General features: G+C 70.1%; 15 protein-coding genes, 2 rRNA genes and 1 pseudogene. 13 read left to right on the top strand and 5 right to left on the bottom strand.

Annotated elements, in window-relative coordinates:
- Positions 1-197 precede the first annotated feature (197 nt).
- From CP975_RS07420 to CP975_RS35380, 4 genes and pseudogenes are all read left to right on the top strand, one after another.
- Positions 198-3323, top strand: a 23S ribosomal RNA gene (locus CP975_RS07420).
- 138 nt (positions 3324-3461) lie between these two features.
- A 5S ribosomal RNA gene (rrf, locus tag CP975_RS07415) occupies positions 3462-3578 on the top strand.
- 413 nt (positions 3579-3991) lie between these two features.
- Positions 3992-4597, top strand: a pseudogene (locus CP975_RS36565) (hypothetical protein); the annotation flags it as partial.
- 243 nt (positions 4598-4840) lie between these two features.
- Positions 4841-5590 (top strand): tetratricopeptide repeat protein, encoded by a 750-nt coding sequence (locus CP975_RS35380; protein WP_199783229.1) that lies wholly within the window; start codon positions 4841-4843, stop codon positions 5588-5590.
- A gap of 102 nt (positions 5591-5692) precedes the next feature.
- Here the strand turns inward: CP975_RS35380 and CP975_RS07405 are convergent, their stop codons facing one another.
- The gene (locus CP975_RS07405) at positions 5693-6976 is read right to left on the bottom strand and encodes a DUF1015 domain-containing protein (protein ID WP_055536092.1); all 1284 of its coding nucleotides are present in this window, start codon (positions 6974-6976) and stop codon (positions 5693-5695) included.
- Positions 6977-7048: 72 nt separating this feature from the next.
- On the opposite strand from CP975_RS07405, the gene CP975_RS07400 reads away from it, so the two are divergent.
- Positions 7049-8101: an HAD hydrolase-like protein gene (locus CP975_RS07400; RefSeq protein WP_055536093.1), complete on the top strand. Its 1053-nt coding sequence runs from the start codon at positions 7049-7051 to the stop codon at positions 8099-8101.
- A gap of 131 nt (positions 8102-8232) precedes the next feature.
- On the opposite strand, the gene CP975_RS07395 is transcribed toward CP975_RS07400, so the two are convergent.
- Together CP975_RS07395 and CP975_RS07390 are read right to left on the bottom strand one after the other, a co-directional pair.
- The gene (locus CP975_RS07395; protein WP_055535018.1) at positions 8233-9066 is read right to left on the bottom strand and encodes a siderophore-interacting protein; all 834 of its coding nucleotides are present in this window, start codon (positions 9064-9066) and stop codon (positions 8233-8235) included.
- Positions 9063-10106: an ABC transporter substrate-binding protein gene (locus CP975_RS07390; protein WP_055535016.1), complete on the bottom strand. Its 1044-nt coding sequence runs from the start codon at positions 10104-10106 to the stop codon at positions 9063-9065. Before CP975_RS07390 ends, CP975_RS07395 begins: the two co-directional genes overlap by 4 nt.
- Positions 10107-10215: 109 nt before the next feature.
- On the opposite strand from CP975_RS07390, the gene CP975_RS07385 reads away from it, so the two are divergent.
- The 3 genes from CP975_RS07385 to CP975_RS07375 are packed head-to-tail and all read left to right on the top strand — an operon-like array spanning position 10216 to position 13162.
- Positions 10216-11259 carry a FecCD family ABC transporter permease gene (locus CP975_RS07385; RefSeq protein ID WP_055535014.1) on the top strand — a complete coding sequence of 348 codons (1044 nt, stop codon included), beginning with the start codon at positions 10216-10218 and terminating at the stop codon, positions 11257-11259.
- Entirely contained in the window at positions 11256-12284 is a 1029-nt protein-coding gene (locus CP975_RS07380; protein ID WP_055535012.1) for a FecCD family ABC transporter permease, read from the top strand. Before CP975_RS07385 ends, CP975_RS07380 begins: the two co-directional genes overlap by 4 nt.
- Positions 12281-13162 (top strand): ABC transporter ATP-binding protein, encoded by an 882-nt coding sequence (locus tag CP975_RS07375; protein WP_055535010.1) that lies wholly within the window; start codon positions 12281-12283, stop codon positions 13160-13162. The genes CP975_RS07380 and CP975_RS07375 overlap by 4 nt, the downstream gene beginning before the upstream one ends.
- On the opposite strand, the gene CP975_RS07370 is transcribed toward CP975_RS07375, so the two are convergent.
- Positions 13146-13493: an alkyl sulfatase C-terminal domain-containing protein gene (locus CP975_RS07370; RefSeq protein ID WP_055535007.1), complete on the bottom strand. Its 348-nt coding sequence runs from the start codon at positions 13491-13493 to the stop codon at positions 13146-13148. The two genes, CP975_RS07375 and CP975_RS07370, sit on opposite strands and share 17 nt — an antisense overlap.
- 42 nt (positions 13494-13535) lie before the next feature.
- Here CP975_RS07370 and CP975_RS07365 point away from each other — a divergent pair, with 42 nt between their 5' ends.
- From CP975_RS07365 to CP975_RS07355, 3 genes are read left to right on the top strand one after another with little or no spacing between them, the layout of a single operon-like run.
- Positions 13536-13820: a hypothetical protein gene (locus CP975_RS07365; RefSeq protein WP_055535005.1), complete on the top strand. Its 285-nt coding sequence runs from the start codon at positions 13536-13538 to the stop codon at positions 13818-13820.
- A gap of 7 nt (positions 13821-13827) precedes the next feature.
- Positions 13828-14643 carry a TlyA family RNA methyltransferase gene (locus CP975_RS07360; protein ID WP_030790845.1) on the top strand — a complete coding sequence of 272 codons (816 nt, stop codon included), beginning with the start codon at positions 13828-13830 and terminating at the stop codon, positions 14641-14643.
- 11 nt (positions 14644-14654) lie between these two features.
- Positions 14655-15560 (top strand): NAD kinase, encoded by a 906-nt coding sequence (locus tag CP975_RS07355; protein WP_055535003.1) that lies wholly within the window; start codon positions 14655-14657, stop codon positions 15558-15560.
- 21 nt (positions 15561-15581) lie between these two features.
- Here CP975_RS07355 and CP975_RS07350 read toward each other — a convergent pair whose 3' ends face one another.
- The gene (locus CP975_RS07350) at positions 15582-16940 is read right to left on the bottom strand and encodes an FtsX-like permease family protein (protein ID WP_246201426.1); all 1359 of its coding nucleotides are present in this window, start codon (positions 16938-16940) and stop codon (positions 15582-15584) included.
- 247 nt (positions 16941-17187) lie between these two features.
- On the opposite strand from CP975_RS07350, the gene recN reads away from it, so the two are divergent.
- Positions 17188-18915: a DNA repair protein RecN gene (gene recN / locus CP975_RS07345; RefSeq protein WP_055534999.1), complete on the top strand. Its 1728-nt coding sequence runs from the start codon at positions 17188-17190 to the stop codon at positions 18913-18915.
- Between the two features lie 292 nt (positions 18916-19207).
- Positions 19208-20371, top strand: a complete 1164-nt coding sequence (locus CP975_RS07340; RefSeq protein WP_055534997.1) for a glycosyltransferase family 4 protein — start codon at positions 19208-19210, stop codon at positions 20369-20371.
- The last annotated feature ends 10 nt before the right edge of the window (positions 20372-20381 follow it).

The following is a 20381-nucleotide window of genomic DNA, read 5'->3' as shown; positions in this document are numbered from 1 at the left end:
CAAGTACTGCTCTTCGGGGCGTGGAAAGCATGATCTTCGGACGGGACTCGGTCGGGCACGCTGTTGGGTATCTGAAGGTACGGGCTGTCAAGCCTGTCCTTCGGGATGCCGACCCCAGTACACTCACTGGTTTTGCTGGTGGGGTGATGGGTGGTTGGTCGTTGTTTGAGAACTGCACAGTGGACGCGAGCATCTGTGGCCAAGTTTTTAAGGGCGCACGGTGGATGCCTTGGCACCAGGAACCGATGAAGGACGTGGGAGGCCACGATAGTCCCCGGGGAGTCGTCAACCAGGCTTTGATCCGGGGGTTTCCGAATGGGGAAACCCGGCAGTCGTCATGGGCTGTCACCCGCTGCTGAACACATAGGCAGTGTGGAGGGAACGCGGGGAAGTGAAACATCTCAGTACCCGCAGGAAGAGAAAACAACCGTGATTCCGGGAGTAGTGGCGAGCGAAACCGGATGAGGCCAAACCGTATACGTGTGAGACCCGGCAGGGGTTGCGTATGCGGGGTTGTGGGATCTCTCTTTCACAGTCTGCCGGCTGTGAGACGAGTCAGAAACCGTTGATGTAGGCGAAGGACATGCGAAAGGTCCGGCGTAGAGGGTAAGACCCCCGTAGTCGAAACATCAGCGGCTCGTTTGAGAGACACCCAAGTAGCACGGGGCCCGAGAAATCCCGTGTGAATCTGGCGGGACCACCCGTTAAGCCTAAATATTCCCTGGTGACCGATAGCGGATAGTACCGTGAGGGAATGGTGAAAAGTACCGCGGGAGCGGAGTGAAATAGTACCTGAAACCGTGTGCCTACAAGCCGTGGGAGCGTCGGACATCAAGCTTGCTTGGTGTCTCGTGACTGCGTGCCTTTTGAAGAATGAGCCTGCGAGTTTGCGGTGTGTTGCGAGGTTAACCCGTGTGGGGAAGCCGTAGCGAAAGCGAGTCCGAATAGGGCGGTTTAGTAGCGCGCTCAAGACCCGAAGCGGAGTGATCTAGCCATGGGCAGGTTGAAGCGGCTGTAAGAGGTCGTGGAGGACCGAACCCACCAGGGTTGAAAACCTGGGGGATGACCTGTGGTTAGGGGTGAAAGGCCAATCAAACTCCGTGATAGCTGGTTCTCCCCGAAATGCATTTAGGTGCAGCGTCGTGTGTTTCTTGCCGGAGGTAGAGCACTGGATAGGCGATGGGCCCTACCGGGTTACTGACCTTAGCCAAACTCCGAATGCCGGTAAGTGAGAGCACGGCAGTGAGACTGTGGGGGATAAGCTCCATGGTCGAGAGGGAAACAGCCCAGAGCATCGACTAAGGCCCCTAAGCGTACGCTAAGTGGGAAAGGATGTGGAGTCGCAGAGACAACCAGGAGGTTGGCTTAGAAGCAGCCACCCTTGAAAGAGTGCGTAATAGCTCACTGGTCTAGTGATTCCGCGCCGACAATGTAGCGGGGCTCAAGCGTACCGCCGAAGTCGTGTCATTCCAGCATATAGGGCCAACGCCTGCTGGGATGGGTAGGGGAGCGTCGTGTGCCGGGTGAAGCTGCGCCGGAAGGCAGTGGTGGACGGTTCACGAGTGAGAATGCAGGCATGAGTAGCGATACATACGTGAGAAACGTGTGCGCCGATTGACTAAGGGTTCCTGGGTCAAGCTGATCTGCCCAGGGTAAGTCGGGACCTAAGGCGAGGCCGACAGGCGTAGTCGATGGATAACCGGTTGATATTCCGGTACCCGCTGTGAAGCGTCAAACATCGAGCCCATTAATGCTAAGGCCGTGAAGCCGTCCTGATCTCTTCGGAGTTGAGGGAAGTGGTGGAGCCGCTGACCCAAGGTGGTAGTAGGTGAGTGATGGGGTGACGCAGGAAGGTAGTCCAGCCCGGGCGGTGGTTGTCCCGGGGTAAGGGTGTAGGCCGTGTGATAGGTAAATCCGTCGCACATTAAGGCTGAGACCTGATGCCGAGCCGATTGTGGTGAAGTGGATGATCCTATGCTGTCGAGAAAAGCCTCTAGCGAGTTTCATGGCGGCCCGTACCCTAAACCGACTCAGGTGGTCAGGTAGAGAATACCGAGGCGTTCGGGTGAACTATGGTTAAGGAACTCGGCAAAATGCCCCCGTAACTTCGGGAGAAGGGGGGCCATCACTGGTGATCGGATTTACTCCGTGAGCTGGGGGTGGCCGCAGAGACCAGCGAGAAGCGACTGTTTACTAAAAACACAGGTCCGTGCGAAGCCGTAAGGCGATGTATACGGACTGACGCCTGCCCGGTGCTGGAACGTTAAGGGGACCGGTTAGTGCACTTTCGGGTGTGCGAAGCTGAGAACTTAAGCGCCAGTAAACGGCGGTGGTAACTATAACCATCCTAAGGTAGCGAAATTCCTTGTCGGGTAAGTTCCGACCTGCACGAATGGCGTAACGACTTCTCGACTGTCTCAACCATAGGCCCGGTGAAATTGCACTACGAGTAAAGATGCTCGTTTCGCGCAGAAGGACGGAAAGACCCCGGGACCTTTACTACAGTTTGATATTGGTGTTCGGTTCGGCTTGTGTAGGATAGGTGGGAGACTTTGAAGCGGGCACGCCAGTGTTCGTGGAGTCGCCGTTGAAATACCACTCTGGTCGTGCTGGATGTCTAACCTCGGTCCGTGATCCGGATCAGGGACAGTGTCTGATGGGTAGTTTAACTGGGGCGGTTGCCTCCCAAAGAGTAACGGAGGCGCCCAAAGGTTCCCTCAGCCTGGTTGGTAATCAGGTGTTGAGTGTAAGTGCACAAGGGAGCTTGACTGTGAGACCGACGGGTCGAGCAGGGACGAAAGTCGGGACTAGTGATCCGGCGGTGGCTTGTGGAAGCGCCGTCGCTCAACGGATAAAAGGTACCCCGGGGATAACAGGCTGATCTTCCCCAAGAGTCCATATCGACGGGATGGTTTGGCACCTCGATGTCGGCTCGTCGCATCCTGGGGCTGGAGTCGGTCCCAAGGGTTGGGCTGTTCGCCCATTAAAGCGGTACGCGAGCTGGGTTTAGAACGTCGTGAGACAGTTCGGTCCCTATCCTCTGTGCGCGTAGGAATATTGAGAAGGGCTGTCCCTAGTACGAGAGGACCGGGACGGACGAACCTCTGGTGTGCCAGTTGTCCTGCCAAGGGCATGGCTGGTTGGCTACGTTCGGAAAGGATAACCGCTGAAAGCATCTAAGCGGGAAGCCTGCTTCGAGATGAGTATTCCCACCCCCTTTGAGGGGTTAAGGCTCCCAGTAGACGACTGGGTTGATAGGCCAGATCTGGAAGCCCGGTAACGGGTGGAGGTGACTGGTACTAATAGGCCGAGGGCTTGTCCTCAGTTGCTCGCGTCCACTGTGTTGGTTCTGAAACAACGAACAGTTGTGTCGGCTGAACAGCGTCACTATTTAATTGAAAAGTGTGCTTGTTCGCTGCCCTGTTTGAGATCCTGCTCTTCAGCGGGATATTTCATAGGGTTTCGGTGGTCATAGCGTGAGGGAAACGCCCGGTTACATTCCGAACCCGGAAGCTAAGCCTCAAAGCGCCGATGGTACTGCAGGGGGGACCCTGTGGGAGAGTAGGACGCCGCCGAACAATCTTTGGAGGACCCCTGGTCCCAGCGTTCACGCTGGGACCAGGGGTCCTTTTGTTTTTGTCGAAGCGCGCCGGCAACCCGGCTGCGCGAGAATGACTGCGGTACCGAAGACTAGGAGTCACCCATGTCCACCAACTCTCCCGACGAGCGACCGGGGCGCGACCAGCGCGGCCGGGACGGTGGCGACCGGGGCGGATACCGCGGGGCTCCACGGCGGGACAGCGACCGCGGTGGCGACCGTGGCGGCTTCCGTCGCGATGACAACCGGGGTAGCGGCTTCCGCGGACGCGACGACCGCGGAGGTGACCGTCGCGACGACCGTGGTGGTGACCGTGGCACCGGTGGGCGTCCGCCGTTCCGCCGCGACGACCGGCCCAGTGGGCCTCGCCGCGACGACCGGCCGAGCGGGCCTCGCCGTGACGACCGTGACCGTGGTGGCTTCCGCCGTGACGGCGACCGGCCGGCCTTCCGGCGCGACGACCGCCGGGACGATCGGCGTGACGACCGTCGTGAGAGCGACCGCCCCGACCGTGGTGGCTTCCGGCGGGACGACAACCGTGGCGGCGGCGGGTTCCGTGGCCGCGACGACCGTCGAGATGACCGGCGTGACGACCGTCGCGACGGCGACCGTGGTGGCTTCCGTCGTGACGATCGACGTGACAACGACCGCCGTGACGGTGACCGGCCCGCCTTCCGTCGTGATGACCGTCGGGATAACGACCGCGGTGGCGACCGTGGCGGCTTCCGTCGCGATGACAACCGCGGTGGCGGCTTCCGCGGACGGGATGACCGTGACAGCGGTGGGCGTCCGCCGTTCCGTCGTGACGACCGGCCCAGCGGGCCCCGTCGCGACGACCGCCGTGACGACCGTGACCGTGGCGGCTTCCGCCGTGACGGCGACCGGCCGGCCTTCCGGCGCGACGACCGCCGCGACGACCGTCGGGACAATGACCGTGGGGGCGATCGTGGCGGGTTCCGTCGCGACGACCGGTCCAGCGCGCCCCGGCGCGACGACCGCCGGGACAGTGAGCGCAGGGACGACCGCGGTGGTTTCCGCCGTGACGACAACCGCGGTGGCGGTGGCTACCGCGGGCGTGAGGACCGGGGTCGCGACGACCGTGGCCCCCGTGGGCCGCGGCGTGACGACAACCGGGGCGGCGGCGGGTTCCGCGGCCGTGACGACCGGCGTGACGGTGACCGCGGTGGGTACCGCGGCGGTCGTGACGACCGCGGCGACCGTGACCGCGAGCCCATCAGGCGGCTGCCGATCCCGGAGGACGTCACCGGGCACGAGATCGACAAGGACGTACAGCAGGAGCTCCAGAGCCTTCCGAAGGGTCTCGCCGAGGACGTCGCCAAGAACCTGGTGATGGTCGCCAACCTCATCGACGAGGACCCCGAGCAGGCCTACGCCTACTCGAAGATCGCCCTGCGGCTGGCCTCCAGGGTCGCCGCCGTACGCGAGGCGGCCGGCTTCGCCGCGTACGCCAACCAGAAGTACAGCGAGGCGCTCGCCGAGTTCCGGGCTGCCCGGCGGATGACCGGCAGCGTCGAGCTGTGGCCCGTCATGGCGGACTGCGAGCGTGGCCTCGGCCGGCCCGAGAAGGCGCTGGACATGGCCGGTGCGCCCGAGGTGCACAAGCTCGACAAGGCGAGCCAGGTCGAGATGCGGCTCGTCGCCGCAGGCGCCCGCCGGGACATGGGCCAGATCGACGCGGCCATCGTCACCCTCCAGAGCCCCGAGCTGGCCTCGAACTCCGTGCAGCCCTGGACCGCACGGCTGCGCTACGCGTACGCCGACGCGCTGCTGGCGGCCGGTCGCGAGGACGAGGCGCGCGAGTGGTTCGCCAAGGTCATCGAGTCCGACAAGGACGGCAGCACCGACGCGTCGGACCGCCTCGCCGAGCTGGACGGCGTCGAGTTCGTCGACGCCCTCGGTGATGACGAGACCGACGGCGCCGACGAGGCTCCCGCGGCGGCTCAGGACACGTCGGACGACGACAAGGACTGAGCTTCCGGCTAGCCGGACAGATCACTGAGAACGGGCGGGACTCCCTGAGGGGGTCCCGCCCGTTGTCGTATGCCGTTGTCCTATGACCAGGAGGGCCGTCGGTCAGAAGGCCAGGGCGCGCAGGACCAGGCCCGTGGCCGGCTTCGGGCCGAACGACGTCGACTTGCGGGGCATCGTGACGCCCTGGCGGGCCAGGTCGCGTACGACCTCCTCGTGCACCGGGTGCATCAGGACGGCCGTACCGCCGTCCCGCTCGGCCTTCTCGACGGTCGCCGCGGTGTCGTGGATGTACGCGATGTGTTCCGGGGCGTCCGGGATCTTCCAGACGTGGTCGAGCAGCGTGGCGTGCAGGACCGTCGCGTCCAGGGTGCGCCAGGCCTCGGGGCGGTCGTCCGGGATCGTACGGGCGAGGAGGTCGGGCGAAGGGTGATCTATGAGGTGGAAGGCGCCGTCGCCCGCGAGGACGAAGGCGTTGCCCTTGGAGGCGGCCCCGGCGAGGGCGTCGAGCACGTGGTCCAGAGGGCCCTCGACGGTGCGTACGCGGAAGGAGTCGCCGAGGGCGGCGAGCGCCTCGGACACCGGCAGGCGGTGGAGGTAGCGGTGGATGGCGCGGACACGCAGGGGGTAGCGGGCGGTGTCCACCAGGAGGACCAGGCCGTAGTCCCACGGGCTCGGCGAGGGGTGCTCGGCCCGCAGCCGCAGGTTGGTCGCCCAGCGGTGGTGGCCGTCCGCGATCAGGGCCTGGTGGGTGGCGAGATCTGACTGGATCTCGGCGATCTCCGCCGGGTCGGTGACGGACCACAGGCGGTGGTGGAAGCCGTCCTCGGTGGTCGTCGAGAGGAGCGGCTCGCGTTCGGCCGTGCGCTCTATGACGGCCATCGCCCCGGTGGGTTCGGCCTCGCTGTCGCTGCGGTAGGTCAGCAGGAGCGGTTCGAGGTTCGCGGCGGTCGCCCGCATCAGGGCCGCGCGGTCCTCGACGACGTGCGGCATGACGCCCTCGTGGGGGAGGACGATGCCGTCGTCGGCCTCGGAGAGGCGGAGTGCGCCGATGAGGCCTCGCTGGAGGATCTCGCCGTCCTGTTGTTCGTAGACGTACAGGCTCGGCTCGTCGTCGGGCGCGAGGATGCCCTCGCCGAGCCAGGTGCGCAGGGTGTCCGCGGCCTGTTGGTTGCGGGCGGCCGGGGTGGTGGCCTGCGGGAGGATCAGACGCACGATGTTGTGCGGGTCGGCGGACTCCAGGTGGAGCAGCCCGTCTGGCCGTACGACCACGTCGTAGGGCGGTGAGGTCACCGCGGCCAGACTGCCGATCTGTTCGGGGACGTAGCGCACGCCCCGGAACGGGATCAGGTCGAGGCCGGCTGTGTCCGTGTGACCCGCTGTGTTCATTAGGGCATCGTATGTGTGTCAGTGGCATAAGCGATGATCGGGGGAGTGGGATCGAGCGAGGAGCGATGTGTAATGAGCCAGACCGCAGGCCACGGCACGGGCGGGAGCGTCAGGACGCGGCCCGATGGCAGCAGCCGGGCGCTGAGCGAGGCCTATGACACGGCTCTGCTCGACCTGGACGGGGTGGTGTACGCGGGCGGGCACGCCATCGCGCACGCCGTCGAGTCCCTGGGGACCGCGCGCGAGGGCGGGATGCACCTCGCGTATGTCACGAACAACGCGCTGCGGACGCCGGACGCGGTGGCGGAGCACCTGACGGAGCTGGGGATCGCGACCGGGGCGTCGGACGTCATCACCTCGGCGCAGGCCGTTGCCCGCCTGGTGAGCGAGCAAGTGCCCGCGGGTGCGCGGGTGTTGGTGATCGGGGGCGAAGGGCTGCGGGTCGCGCTGCGGGAGCGGGGGCTTGAGCCGGTCGAGTCGGCCGACGACGATCCGGCGGCCGTCGTGCAGGGGTACGGGGGGCCGGACCTGGCGTGGGGGCGTTTCGCCGAGGCCTGTTACGCGATCGCGCGCGGCGTGCCGTGGTTCGCGTCGAACACCGATCTGACGATCCCGGGCGCGCGGGGCATCGCGCCGGGCAACGGCGCGGCGGTCGAGGTCGTACGCATCGCGACGGGCGCCGAGCCGCGGGTGGCAGGCAAGCCGCTGCCCCCGATGCACCGGGAGACGATCCTGCGGACGGGGGCGGAGCGGCCGCTGGTCGTGGGCGACCGTCTTGACACGGACATCGAGGGCGCGTTCCACGGTGAGGTGGACTCGCTGCTGGTGCTGACGGGCGTCACGGACGGCGCGCAGCTGCTCGCCGCGCGGCCCGAGCACCGGCCCACGTATGTGGACGCGGATCTGCGCGGCATGCTCGTCGGGCAGCCCGAAGTGGCGCCGGTGGACGGCGGCTTCGGCTGCGGCGGGTGGACCGCGTCGGTACGCGGTGACGAACTGGCGCTGGACGGCGAGGGCGAGGCCATGGACGGTCTGCGGGCGCTGTGCGCGGCGGCGTGGACCGAGGCGGGGGACGGCAGCTGCGCGCTGGACGCGGACAAGGCGCTCTCGCGCCTCGGGCTGTAAGCGGGCCTCGGGCCTCGGGCCTCGGGCCTCGGGCCTCGGGCCGTCGGGCGCCTCGGGCTGTAGGCGCGCCTACAGCCCGAGGTCGCTCAGGCGCCGGTGCGGGAGACCCCGTCAGGGATGCTCGGGCCCGCTCAGGGGTTCTCGCCGCGGTCGATCAGCTCGTCCGTGGTCGTGTTCTTGCGCCAGTAGCCGGAGAACGACACCCGCTTGCGGTCGAAGCCGCGCTCGCCCACGAGGTGGCGGCGTACGGCCTTGACGGTCGCGGACTCTCCCGCGATCCAGGCGTACGGCGTTCCCTCGGGGAGGACCGACCCGCGGACCGCGTCCGCGGTGGCGCCCTCCCGGGTGAGCCAGTGGATCTCGGCGTCGGCCTTGGTGGGCAGGGGCTGGCGGTCGGCCAGGTCGTGGACCTCGATCCACACGCGCGTCGGCAGGCCGGACGGCAGCGTTTCGAGGATGGCCGCGACGGCCGGGAGCGCCGACTCGTCGGCGGTCAGGAGCAGCCAGTCGCTGTCCTGCGGCGGCCGGAAGTCGTACGCGGCGTTCTCCTCGTCGACCGGGGCGAGCACGCCGATGCGGGTGCCGGGGCGGGCGGTCCGGGCCCAGCTGGTGGCGGGGCCGTCGGCCGGCGAGGGGTTCGCGCAGTGGACGGCGAAGTCGACGACCAGCTCGTCGGGGTCGCGGCGCAGCTCACGGGTCGTGTACGTGCGCATGATGCCCCGTACCGACGGGTCGAGAGCGCACCAGGCGGCGTACCAGTCGGCAGCGTCGCCGCTGCCGGTGTCCGGCATGACCGGGGCGTCCTGTCCCGGGTGCGGCAGGAAGATCTTGATGCGCTGGTCCCGGCCGCCCGACGCCATCCGGGACAGATCGGCTCCGCCGAAGGTCACGCGGATCATGGCGGGAGTGAGGCGCTCGGTGCGCAGGACCTCGACATCGAAGTACTGGTAAGGGGAGTCGGTCATCGCTTGAGCCTCTTCGACTTCTCGACGGCGGCGGCGAGCCGCTCAATGACAGGGGCGTATCCGGCGTAGCTGTAGCGCTCCTCCATCGACCACGGGACGGTCTGGCCGGCCTTGACGGCGGGGAGCTGGGCCCAGGTGGGCTTCTTCGCGAGCTCCTTGGGGGGCAGCGCGGTCGTGCGGTTGTCGATCATGATGAGGTCGGCGTGGTACTTGTCGGCGTTCTCCCAGCTGAGGAACTCCCAGAAGCCCCACTCGTCGCTCTTCTTGCCCTCGACGAACTCGATGCCGAGGTCCTTGAAGTAGTGGAGGTCGCAGTAGCTGTCGGGGACGGCGACGTACATGTTCTCGGCGTCGCCCGTGGTCGCCATGACCTTGAGGCCGCGGTTGGCCTCGGCGGCCTTGCGCAGGGTCCGTTCGGCCTTCTGGAAGCGGGACTTGGCCGCCCGTACCTTCTCGGACTCCAGGTCCGCGCCGAGGGAGGCGGCCAGTTCGGTGTACCGCTTCAGGGGCTCGCGCAGGGAGACGCGGGCGCCGTTGATGCCGACGGTGGGGGCGAGTGAGGCGATCTTCTTGGCGCTCTCCTCGGGGACGAACCAGAGGTTGGGCGGCGGGAACATGTTGCTGATGAGCAGGTCCGGCTGGAGGGCCGCGTACTTCTCGATGTTGAACTGGCCCCACGCGTTGCCGAGACTGGTCAGTCGGGAGAGGTCGAGGTCGCCCGCCTGCGGGCTCGGCTTGCCGTTCACGGGCTTGGAGGGGCCGAAGACGCCCTTGCACTCGATGCCGTAGTCGTGCAGGGCGGCCGCCGTGCTGACGAAGGCGACGATGTTCTTCGGGTGCTGTTTGGTGGTGACGGTCTTGCCGCGGTCGTCCTTGAAGCTCCAGGGCTTGTCGCCCTTGCCGCCCTTCCCGCTCGTGGTGGAGGCGTCGCTGTCGCCGCCGCACGCGGTGAGCAGGGCGCCGAGGCCGAGGGCGCCGCCCGCGAGGAGTACGTCGCGGCGGTGGGGGGCACGCGTGGGGGAGCGACGTGGTGCGGGCATGGTGGCGCTTCTCTCGTCGAAGGCGGTGCGGGGGCAGGGCTTGAGGGCAGGCTCGGGGAGCTGCCGGGCCAGGGATCAGGACGCTGCGAGGGTAGGCTAACCTAACCTGGTGTTGGTCGACAGTCCCCCAGAACCCCGCGCGGAGACCGCTCCCGCGCCTCCCAAACGCCGCGCGATACGCAGCATCGGGCTGCTCGTCTCGGTGGCCGTCCTCCTGCTCGTCTTCCTCGTGAGCATCGCGGTCGGCGCCAAACCGATGTCCATGGACCAGGTCTGGCACGGACTGTTCCAGGACACGGGGACGTACGGCGATGTCGTCGTCGGAGAGCGGCTCTCGCGCACCCTGCTCGGGCTGCTCGCCGGTGTCGCGCTCGGACTCTCCGGTGCCGTGTTGCAGGCGCTCACCCGCAACCCGCTGGCCGACCCCGGTCTGCTCGGCATCAACCTGGGCGCGTCGGCCGCGGTCGTCAGCGCGATCAGCTTCTTCGGCGTCACCTCCCTGAGCGGCTATGTGTGGTTCGCCTTCGTGGGGGCGGCGCTCGTCGGCGTCCTGCTCTACATCCTGGGCGGGGCGCGCGGCGCGACGCCGGTGCGGCTGGCCCTCGCCGGTACCGCGATCAGCGCGGCGCTCTACGGCTATCTCCAGGCCGTCATGATCATGGACGGGGCCGCGCTCAACAAGATGCGGTTCTGGACGGTCGGTTCGCTCGCCTCCGCCAACATGGACACCATCCAGCAGGTGCTGCCCTTCCTCGCGGTCGGCACCGTGCTCGCGCTCGGCCTCGCCAGGCCGCTGAACGCCATGGCCATGGGCGACGACACCGCCCGCGCGCTCGGCGCCCACCTCACGCGCACGCGCGCACTGTCGATGGCGGCGGCGACCCTGCTGTGCGGGGCCGCGACCGCCGCCTGCGGGCCGATCGTGTTCATCGGCCTGATGGTGCCGCACATCGTGCGCTCCTTCACCGGCCCCGACATGCGCTGGATCCTGCCGTACTCGGCCGTCCTCTCGCCGGTCCTGCTGCTCGGCGCGGACGTGGTCGGACGGATCGTGGCGCGTCCCTCGGAACTCCAAGTGGGCATCGTGACCGCGGTCATCGGCGCGCCCGTCTTCATCTTTCTCGTACGACGGCGGAAGTTGGCCCAGCTGTGAAGGCGATACGTACCCGGGCCGGCCTCTCCGTCCGGCTCGACGTCCGCACGACCGCGGTCGTCACCCTGCTCCTCGTCGCCGCGCTCGCCGCGAGCGTCGTCCTGATCGGCACCGGCGACTTCGACATCCCGGCCGCCGACGTCATCCGCACGCTGCTCGGCGACGGCGACGCCGGGCAGGAGTTCATCATCAACGACCTGCGGCTGCCGCGGGTCCTCGTCGGGCTCCTGGTGGGCGCGGCCCTCGGGCTCGGCGGCGCGCTCTTCCAGTCCGTCTCCCGCAACCCGCTGGGCAGTCCGGACGTGCTCGGCCTCGGCCAGGGTTCGACCGCCGGGGCGCTCACCATGATCGTCCTGTTCCAGGGCAGCGCGGTCGAGGTCGCGGGCGGCGCGCTCGTCGGCGGTCTCGTGACCGGTGCCGCCATCTATCTGCTCGCCTGGAAGCGCGGCGTCCACGGCTACCGGCTCGTCCTCGTCGGCATCGGCGTCGCCGCCTTCATCACGGCGGTCAACGGCTATCTGCTCACCAAGGCGGACTTCGTCGACGCCGCCCGTGCCGTGGTCTGGATGACCGGCTCGCTCAACGGCCGCGACTGGGAGCAGGTCTGGCCGCTGCTCGTGCTCTGCGCCGTCCTCGTCCCGCTCGTGCTCGTCTACGGGCGTCCGCTGCGGATGCTGGAGATGGGCGACGACGTCGCGAACGCGCTCGGCGTACGCGTCGAACGCACCCGGGCCGTGCTGCTCACCGCGTCCGTGCTGCTCACGGCGGCCGCCACCGCCGCCGCGGGGCCGGTCAGCTTCGTCGCGCTCACCGCGCCGCAGCTGGCGCGGCGCCTCACGCGCTCGCCGGGGCCCAACCTCATGCCGGCGATGTTCATGGGCGCCGCCCTGCTGATCGTCGCGGACCTCGCCTCGCAGCGGGCCTTCGGCGCGGACCAGCTGCCCGTCGGCGTCGTCACCGGCGTGCTCGGCGGCGTCTACCTGCTGGGGCTGCTCGTCACCCAGCGCAAGGCGGGCCGGATATGACGCCCGTGCCTGCCGAGAAGTCCCGCCATGAACGCGTACCACCCCACGACCAGGAGCGTGTTGCTGTGAACCGGCTCATCGCCGACGACGTCACCCTCGGCTACGACCAGCGCGTCATCGCCGAGAAGCTGTCCGTCGAGATCCCCGACAACTCCTTCACCGTGATCGTGGGGCCCAACGCCTGCGGCAAGTCCACGCTGCTGCGCGCCCTGTCCCGGATGCTCAAGCCGTCCGCGGGGCGGGTGCTGCTCGACGGGAACGTCATCCAGTCGATGCCCGCGAAGAAGGTCGCCAAGACGCTCGGCCTGCTGCCCCAGTCGTCCATCGCGCCCGACGGCATCACGGTCGCCGACCTGGTCGCGCGCGGCCGCTACCCCCACCAGGGCCTCCTGCGGCAGTGGTCCGAGGAGGACGAGCGGATCGTCGACGAGTCGATGGAGTCGACGGGCGTACGCGAACTCGCCGACCGCTACGTCGACGAACTCTCCGGCGGCCAGCGCCAGCGCGTGTGGATCGCGATGGCGCTCGCCCAGCAGACCCCGCTGCTGCTGCTCGACGAGCCGACCACGTTCCTCGACATCCAGCACCAGCTCGACGTCCTCGACCTGTGCGCCGAACTCCACGAGGAGCAGGGCCGCACCCTCGTCGCCGTCCTGCACGACCTGAACCACGCCGCGCGCTACGCCACGCACCTCATCGCCCTGCGCGACGGCGCGGTGGTCGCCGAGGGCGCGCCCTCCGAGATCGTCACGGCAGAGCTGGTCGAGCAGACGTTCGGGATCCAGTGCCGGATCATCGACGACCCGGAGAGCGGGACGCCGCTGGTGATCCCGGCCGCACGCGCGGGGCGCCGGGCACCGGCTAAAGCAGCGCTCTGAGCTTCAGCAGGTCCCGGAAGCCGGCCTCCAGCCTGACCCGGCCGGAAGCCCACGCCTTCGCGAACCCCAACTCACCGCCCACCAACGCGACGAGGTCGTCCCCCGTCATCGCCAGGCGGATCTCGGCCTTGTCGCGGGGCGGTCCCTCATGGGTGTCGAGCAGCGCGATCCGGCCGTTCTCGAGACGGCCGGTGAAGGTGGCGTCGAGGTCGGTGATGTGGCAGCTCAGCGAGCGGTTCAGCGCGGCGGCGCCGCGCACGTCGCCGTCGGCGGACGCGAGACTGTCCGAGAGTTCGTCGAGTGCCGTGCGGCACTCCGCCATGGTCGCCATCGTGATCGACGGTACCGCAGCGCTTCGGGGTAGCGTCGTGCCATGAGCGACTCTCACGCGGGACCACCAGAGGCGGAGGCGGACGGACCGTCGTACGACCCCGCCGCCCCCGCGCCCCTCGGCGTCGGACGCGCGCCCACCGGCCATGCCGACGTGGACGCCTGCCTCGCCCGGCTCGGCGACGCCGACCACCTCGCCACCGACGGCCACATCGAGGTGTACGAGGATGTACACCGGGGCCTGCGCGACGCGCTGACCGCGCTCGACGAACGCCCCGGCCCACCGGCACCCACCGGTGCGCCGTCATCCTCGTACGACAGGAGCTGAACCGAACGTGGCAGGAGTGGCACGACGCCGCCTCGACGCCGAACTCGTCCGGCGGAAGCTCGCGCGCTCGCGCGAGCACGCGAGCCAGCTGATCTCCGCCGGCCGTGTCTCGGTCGGCAAGACCGTCGCGACCAAGGCGGCGACACAGGTGGAGACGGCCGCCCCGATCGTGGTCTCGCAGGACGACAGCGACCCCGACTACGTCTCGCGCGGCGGTCACAAGCTCGCGGGCGCCCTCGCCGCGTTCGTGCCGCGGGGCCTTGTCGTCGAAGGGCGGCGGGCGCTGGACGCGGGCGCGTCCACCGGCGGTTTCACGGACGTGCTCCTGCGGTCCGGCGCCGCGCACGTCGTCGCCGTGGACGTCGGCTACGGCCAGCTCGCCTGGTCGTTGCAGAGCGATGACCGGGTCACCGTGAAGGACCGCACGAACGTACGGGAGTTGACGCTGGAGGCGATCGACGGCGTGCCCGTCGACATCGTCGTCGGCGACCTCTCCTTCATCCCGCTCGGCCTGGTGCTGCCCGCCCTCGTGCGGTGCGCGGCCCCCGACGCGGACCTGGTGCTGATGGTCAAGCCGCAGTTCGAGGTGGGCAAGGAGAGGCTCGGCAGCGGCGGCGTGGTGCGCAGCGCCGAGCTGCGGGCCGATGCCGTGCGCGGCGTCGCACGTCAGGCGTGGGGGCTCGGCCTCGGGGTGCGCGGGGTGACCGCGAGCCCGCTGCCGGGGCCCTCGGGGAATGTCGAGTACTTTCTGTGGCTGCGCGCCGGGGCCGATGAGCTGGACCCGGCGGACGTAGACCGTGCCGTGGCGGAGGGGCCCCGTTGACTCAGTGCCGAGTGACCCAGACCAGTGCGCGAACCGTTTTCCTGCTCGCGCACACCGGACGGCCCGCGGCCATCCGCAGCGCCGAACTCGTCGTCCAGGGGCTGCTGCGCAGCGGCATCGGCGTACGAGTCCTTGAGGCGGAGGCCGCGGACCTTCCGCTGCCCTCCGCCGTCGAGACGGTCAGGGAGGCCACCGCCGACTGCATCGACGACTGCGAGCTGATCGTCGTCCTCGGCGGTGACGGGACGCTGCTGCGCGGCGCCGACTTCGCGCGGGCCTCCGGGGTGCCGATGCTCGGGGTGAACCTCGGGCGCGTGGGCTTCCTCGCCGAGGCCGAGCGGGACGACCTCGACAAGGTCGTCGACCGGGTGGTCACCAAGGAGTACGAGGTCGAGGAGCGCATGACGATCGACGTCATCGTGCACCGCAACGGCGACGTCGTGCACCGCGACTGGGCGCTGAACGAGGCGGCCGTCCAGAAGGTGTCGCCCGAGCGGATGCTCGAGGTCGTCCTGGAGATCGACGGGCGGCCGGTCACCGGCTTCGGCTGCGACGGCATCGTCTGCGCGACACCGACCGGTTCGACGGCGTACGCGTTCTCGGCGGGCGGCCCCGTGGTGTGGCCCGAGGTGGAGGCCCTGCTCATGGTGCCGATCAGCGCGCACGCCCTGTTCGCCAAGCCGCTGGTGACCTCGCCGGACTCGGTGCTCGCCGTCGAGGTCCAGCCGCACACCCCGCACGGGGTGCTGTGGTGCGACGGGCGGCGGACCGTCGAACTGCCCTCGGGGGCGCGGGTGGAGGTGCGCCGGGGCGAGGTGCCGGTGCGGCTCGCGCGGCTGCACCACGCCTCGTTCACCGACCGGCTGGTCGCCAAGTTCGCGCTGCCGGTCTCCGGGTGGCGGGGGGCGCCGCACTAGCTCCGCTGGGAAAGCGGGCCCTTACGTGGAGCTGACCACGGAGATGGCCCGCTTTCGCATGGCCGCGCGTATCGGAAGGCCCGTCGCGAGCAGGGTCAGGAGCAGCGTGCCCGCGGCGACGCCGGTCGGTACGGTCCACGGCAGGTAGGGCAGGGCGGAGCCGAAGGCCGTGCTGAGGATCGGGGCGAGCGTGCCGAGCGCGATCGCGCCGCCGAGCAGCAGGGCGGTCCCCGCGACGACCACGGCCTCCCAGGCCGCCATCGCCCGCACCTGGGCGCGCTGGCTGCCCACCACCCGCAGCAGAGCCACGTCACGGCGGCGCTCGAAGGAGATCATGGCGAGGGTGTTGGCCGCGGCGATGGCGGCGAAGCCCGCGTAGAGGCCCGTGCCCACGTAGTCGAGCCAGACCTCGCCGGTGCTGCCCGCCGAGCCGGTGTGGTGCTGCGCCGTCGTGTGCATGCCGATCTTGGTGAGGCCGAAGCCCACGACGAGGACGAGGGGGACGACCGCGGCGGAGAAGCGGCGGGGCTGCGAGCGGACGTTGAGCATCGCGAGCCGGGCGCTCGGGCCGACGCGGCCGATCAGCGCCGAGACCAGCCAGGCCGCCGGGCCGATGATGCGCGGGCCCAGCAGCCCCGCGCCGACGCAGAACATGATGAGCACGAGGAAGGCGCCCTCGCTCGCCTCGGCCGCGGGCTTCTTCGACAGGAGCACCGACACGAAGCACGCCCCGGCGACCGCGATCACACCGAGCGGCGCCCGCAACATGCCGAGCCCCCGCCGCCCGGTCGCCGCCTCGGAGAGCGCGCGGGCCGGGCGCAACAGGGAGAAGCGCAACGCCGAGAAGAAGGCGGCCAGCGTCGTCGTCACCACGGCGACGCCCACGCAGACCGGCAGCGCGACCCAGCTGAAGCGGAAGGTCGCCTCGGCGGGCAGCAGCCCGTGGGAGACCATGCCCGCGTGCCACCAGCGGGCGCCGAGACCGCCGAGGGCGAAGCCGGCGAGTGCGGCGGGGACGGAGGCGGCGAGGGCCTGGAGGGCCACCGCGCGGCGGATCTGGCGGGGCTTCGCGCCGATGGAGCGCACCATCGCCAGCTCGCGGTGCTGCTGGGCCACGGCGGTGCCCATGGTCGAGACGACCACGAAAATCGACATGTAGATAGAGCCGATCAGCAGGACGATCGCCATGTCGCCCACGCCGTTCTCCGTGATCTGCCGACGCGCCGACGCGGAGAGCCCCTCGGTGCTTCCGGTGCTCGTCGTGCCGAGCATCATCGTCGACGCGCTCACCACGGTCGCCGCGAAGAGGGCGGCCACCGAGGTGCCTATGAATGCCGGGCGGTGCGCGCGCAGCGCCGCCCGTGCCAGTCCTGTTGCCATGTGGATCATGGTCGTGGCGGGGGTGGGGCGGGGACCATGCGGCGGGCCGGTGGATCTTGCTGGGGATAACCCCACCCCCGGCGGCACCACCCTGCGCGGGCTCCGTTCGGCGCCCGCGCGCGGCCCACTCCCGCGAGTGACAGCGCCCGCCGGTGCGCCGCCACCACCTGCGCCTTAGCGGACGGAGCCGAGGGGCCGTCGCACACCGGCCCCGCGACCTCGTAAGGTCGTGTCCGTGTTGGAGGAGATGCGGATACGGTCGCTCGGAGTCATCGACGACGCGGTCGTCGAGCTGTCGCCAGGGTTCACCGCCGTGACGGGTGAGACCGGCGCGGGCAAGACGATGGTGGTCACGAGCCTTGGCCTGCTGCTCGGCGGGCGCGCGGACCCCGCCCTGGTGCGGATCGGCGCGAAGTCGGCGGTGGTGGAGGGGCGCATCGCCGTACCCCCCGACTCCTCGGCGGCCGTCCGCGCGGAGGAGGCCGGGGCCGAGCTGGACGACGGGGCACTGCTGGTCAGCCGTACCGTCTCGGCGGAAGGGCGCTCCCGGGCGCACCTCGGCGGACGCTCGGTACCGGTGGGTTTGCTGTCCGAACTCGCCGATGACCTGGTCGCCGTGCACGGCCAGACCGACCAGCAGGGCCTGCTGAAACCGGCCCGGCAGCGCGGCGCCCTCGACCGGTACGCGGGCGACGCCGTCGCCGTGCCGCTCGCCAAGTACACGGCCGCCTACCGCAGGCTGCGGGCCGTCACCGCCGAGGTCGACGAGATCACCACGCGCGCGCGGGAGCGGGCCCAGGAGGCGGACCTGCTGCGCTTCGGCCTGGAGGAGATCGGAGGCGTCGAGCCGCGCGAGGGCGAGGACACCGAACTCGCCGCCGAGGCCGAGCGGCTCGGCCACGCGGAGGCCCTGGCCTCCGCCGCCACGTCCGCGCACGCCGCGCTCGCGGGCAACCCCGAGGACCCGGAGGTCGTCGACGCCTCCACGCTCGTCGCGGGCGCCTCAAGGGCCCTGGAGGCCGTGCGCTCGCACGACCCCGCCCTGTCCGCCCTCGCCGACCGCCTCGGCGAGATCGGGATCCTGCTGAGCGATGTCGCGGGCGAACTCGCCGGGTACGCGGACGACCTGGACGCCGACCCGCTGCGGCTCGCCGCGGTCGAGGAACGGCGGGCCGCGCTGACCCAGCTCACCCGGAAGTACGGCGCCGACATCGACGCCGTACTCGCCTGGGCCGAGGAGGGCGCCGTCCGCCTGACCGAACTGGAGGGCGACGACGACCGGTTGGACGAGCTGGTCGCCGAGCGGGACGCGCTGCGGGCCGAACTGGCGGGGCTCGCGCAGACGCTGACCGAGGCGCGGCGGGAGGCGGCCTCGCGGTTCGCGGCGGCCGTCACCGAAGAGCTGGCCTCGCTGGCGATGCCCCACGCGCGCGTGTCGATCGCCATCAGCAGTACGGAGGTTCCCGAGGGGGCCGACGGCGTGGTCGTCGACGGCCGTACGGTCGCCTACGGCCCCGCGGGCGTCGACGAGGTGGAACTCCTCCTCGCCCCGCACCCGGGCGCCCCGGCCCGGCCCATCGCCAAGGGCGCGTCGGGCGGTGAGCTGTCGCGTGTGATGCTCGCCGTCGAGGTGGTCTTCGCGGGGACGGACCCCGTTCCGACGTACCTCTTCGACGAGGTCGACGCGGGCGTCGGCGGCAAGGCGGCGGTGGAGATCGGCCGACGCCTCGCGCGGCTGGCCAAATCGGCGCAGGTCGTGGTCGTCACGCACCTTCCGCAGGTCGCGGCCTTCGCCGACCGCCAGCTGCTCGTCGAGAAGACGAACGACGGCATGGTGACCCGCTCCGGGGTCCAGGTCCTGGAGGGCGAGGACCGCGTACGGGAGCTCTCGCGGATGCTGGCGGGCCAGGAGGACTCGGAAACGGCGCGGGCCCACGCCGAGGAGCTTCTCGCTACCGCTAGGGGGGACGGTTAAGGCTCCCTCGCGTGAAGCCCCGACAGGGGCGCGGGGAGCCTGCGCGCTCGGCCCCCGACAGGCCGCAGACGCGTCTGCTCAGTAACTCGGCAGACGCGCCTGCGGCTTTTCTGTGGTTGCTCGCGCAGTTCCCCGCGCCCCTTCGGGGCCCGCATCTTCACCCGTGTGGGTGATTGCGTCCAGGGAGTTGTCCGCCTGGGCGCGGCAGTGACCTTTCAGCAGTGCCGGAACGGCACCCCCGGCTGGCATCCTTGGCGGGACCGCCCGCCGCAGACTCAGGAGCCCCGGCCGCGTGAGCCACGTGAGCAGCCACTCGCCGCACGGACAGACACCGCACGGACAGACGCCGCTGCACACGGTTCAAGTCGTCGGCGGTGCCAGCGCGGGCAGCTGCGCGCACGTCAGATCGCTGGCCGCGGGACTCGCCGCCCGGGGGGTACGGGTCACCGTATGCGCCCCCGAGGAGGCCGCCCGCGCCTACGACTTCACCGGCACGGGCGCCCGCCACGTCCATGTGCCCCGCAGCGGCGACCCCGCCTCCGTGGCCGCCCTCCGCGTGGCCTGCGCCGACGCCGACCTCGTACACGCGCACGGGCTGCACGCCGCGTTCCGTGCGGTCCTCGCGCTGACCGGGCGCCCCACTCCGCTCGTCGTCACCTGGCACAACCACACCCACGCGGCAGGCGCCCGCGCCCGCGTCCTGCGCATCCTGGAACGGCGCGTCGCCAAGGCCGCCGCCGTGGTGCTCGGTGCCTCGTCCGACCTGGTCGACCGGGCCCGCAGGAGAGGCGCCAGGGACGCCCGGCTCGCCGCGGTCGCACTGCCCGTGCCCCGTCGCGCCGGCCTCCCCGATGCCCCGGACGAGGAACCGGACCGCCTCCTCCACAAGGCCCGCGCCGAACTGGGCGCCGTGGACCGCCCGTTGGTCCTGGCCGTCGGCGCCCTGGAGCGGGGCCGCGGCTACGACGTCCTCCTGGACGCCACGCGCGCGTGGCGGCACCTGGACCCGCTGCCACTGCTCGTCATCGCGGGGGAGGGCCCGGAGCGGGCGGCCCTTCAGCGCCGCATCGAGGCCGAACTGCTCCCGGTCCGGCTGGTCGGGCGGCGCGACGACGTCCCCGACCTCCTCGCGGCCGCCGACCTCGCGGTGCTGCCCGGCGGCTCGGAGCCCCGCCCCGTCCTCGCCCAGGAGGCCCTGCACGCGCGCGTGCCGCTCGTCGCGGCGGCGACCGGCGGCGTGTCCGACCTGGTCGGCGACGCCGCCGAACTCGTCCCCCACGAAGACCCCCCGGCCCTCGCCACCGCCGTCCTGCGCCTGCTCGCCGACCCGGCCCGCAGGGCCGAGCTGAAGAACAGGGGCACGGCCCAGGCGGCCTCGTGGCCGACCGAGGACGAGACGGTCACCCAAGTCCTCAGCGTCTACGACGAGCTGACGCAGCCGGTGCCGTACAGCTGACGTCGGCGGC

Source organism: Streptomyces alboniger (assembly GCF_008704395.1).
In the GTDB taxonomy this organism is placed as follows: domain Bacteria; phylum Actinomycetota; class Actinomycetes; order Streptomycetales; family Streptomycetaceae; genus Streptomyces; species Streptomyces alboniger.
The sequence above is the reverse complement of the archived record's forward strand: the minus strand, read 5'-3'. Positions and strand labels throughout refer to the sequence as shown.

Excerpts from the sequence above, each read along its gene's own strand:
- CP975_RS07405 (WP_055536092.1), bottom strand. The coding sequence starts at position 6,976 with ATGAACACAGCGGGTCACACGGACACAGCCGGCCTCGACCTGATCCCG.
- CP975_RS07400 (WP_055536093.1), top strand. The coding sequence starts at position 7,049 with ATGAGCCAGACCGCAGGCCACGGCACGGGCGGGAGCGTCAGGACGCGG.
- CP975_RS07395 (WP_055535018.1), bottom strand. The coding sequence starts at position 9,066 with ATGACCGACTCCCCTTACCAGTACTTCGATGTCGAGGTCCTGCGCACC.
- CP975_RS07390 (WP_055535016.1), bottom strand. The coding sequence starts at position 10,106 with ATGCCCGCACCACGTCGCTCCCCCACGCGTGCCCCCCACCGCCGCGAC.
- CP975_RS07375 (WP_055535010.1), top strand. The coding sequence starts at position 12,281 with ATGACGCCCGTGCCTGCCGAGAAGTCCCGCCATGAACGCGTACCACCC.
- CP975_RS07370 (WP_055535007.1), bottom strand. The coding sequence starts at position 13,493 with ATGGCGACCATGGCGGAGTGCCGCACGGCACTCGACGAACTCTCGGAC.
- CP975_RS07365 (WP_055535005.1), top strand. The coding sequence starts at position 13,536 with ATGAGCGACTCTCACGCGGGACCACCAGAGGCGGAGGCGGACGGACCG.
- CP975_RS07350 (WP_246201426.1), bottom strand. The coding sequence starts at position 16,940 with ATGGCAACAGGACTGGCACGGGCGGCGCTGCGCGCGCACCGCCCGGCA.
- recN (WP_055534999.1), top strand. The coding sequence starts at position 17,188 with ATGCGGATACGGTCGCTCGGAGTCATCGACGACGCGGTCGTCGAGCTG.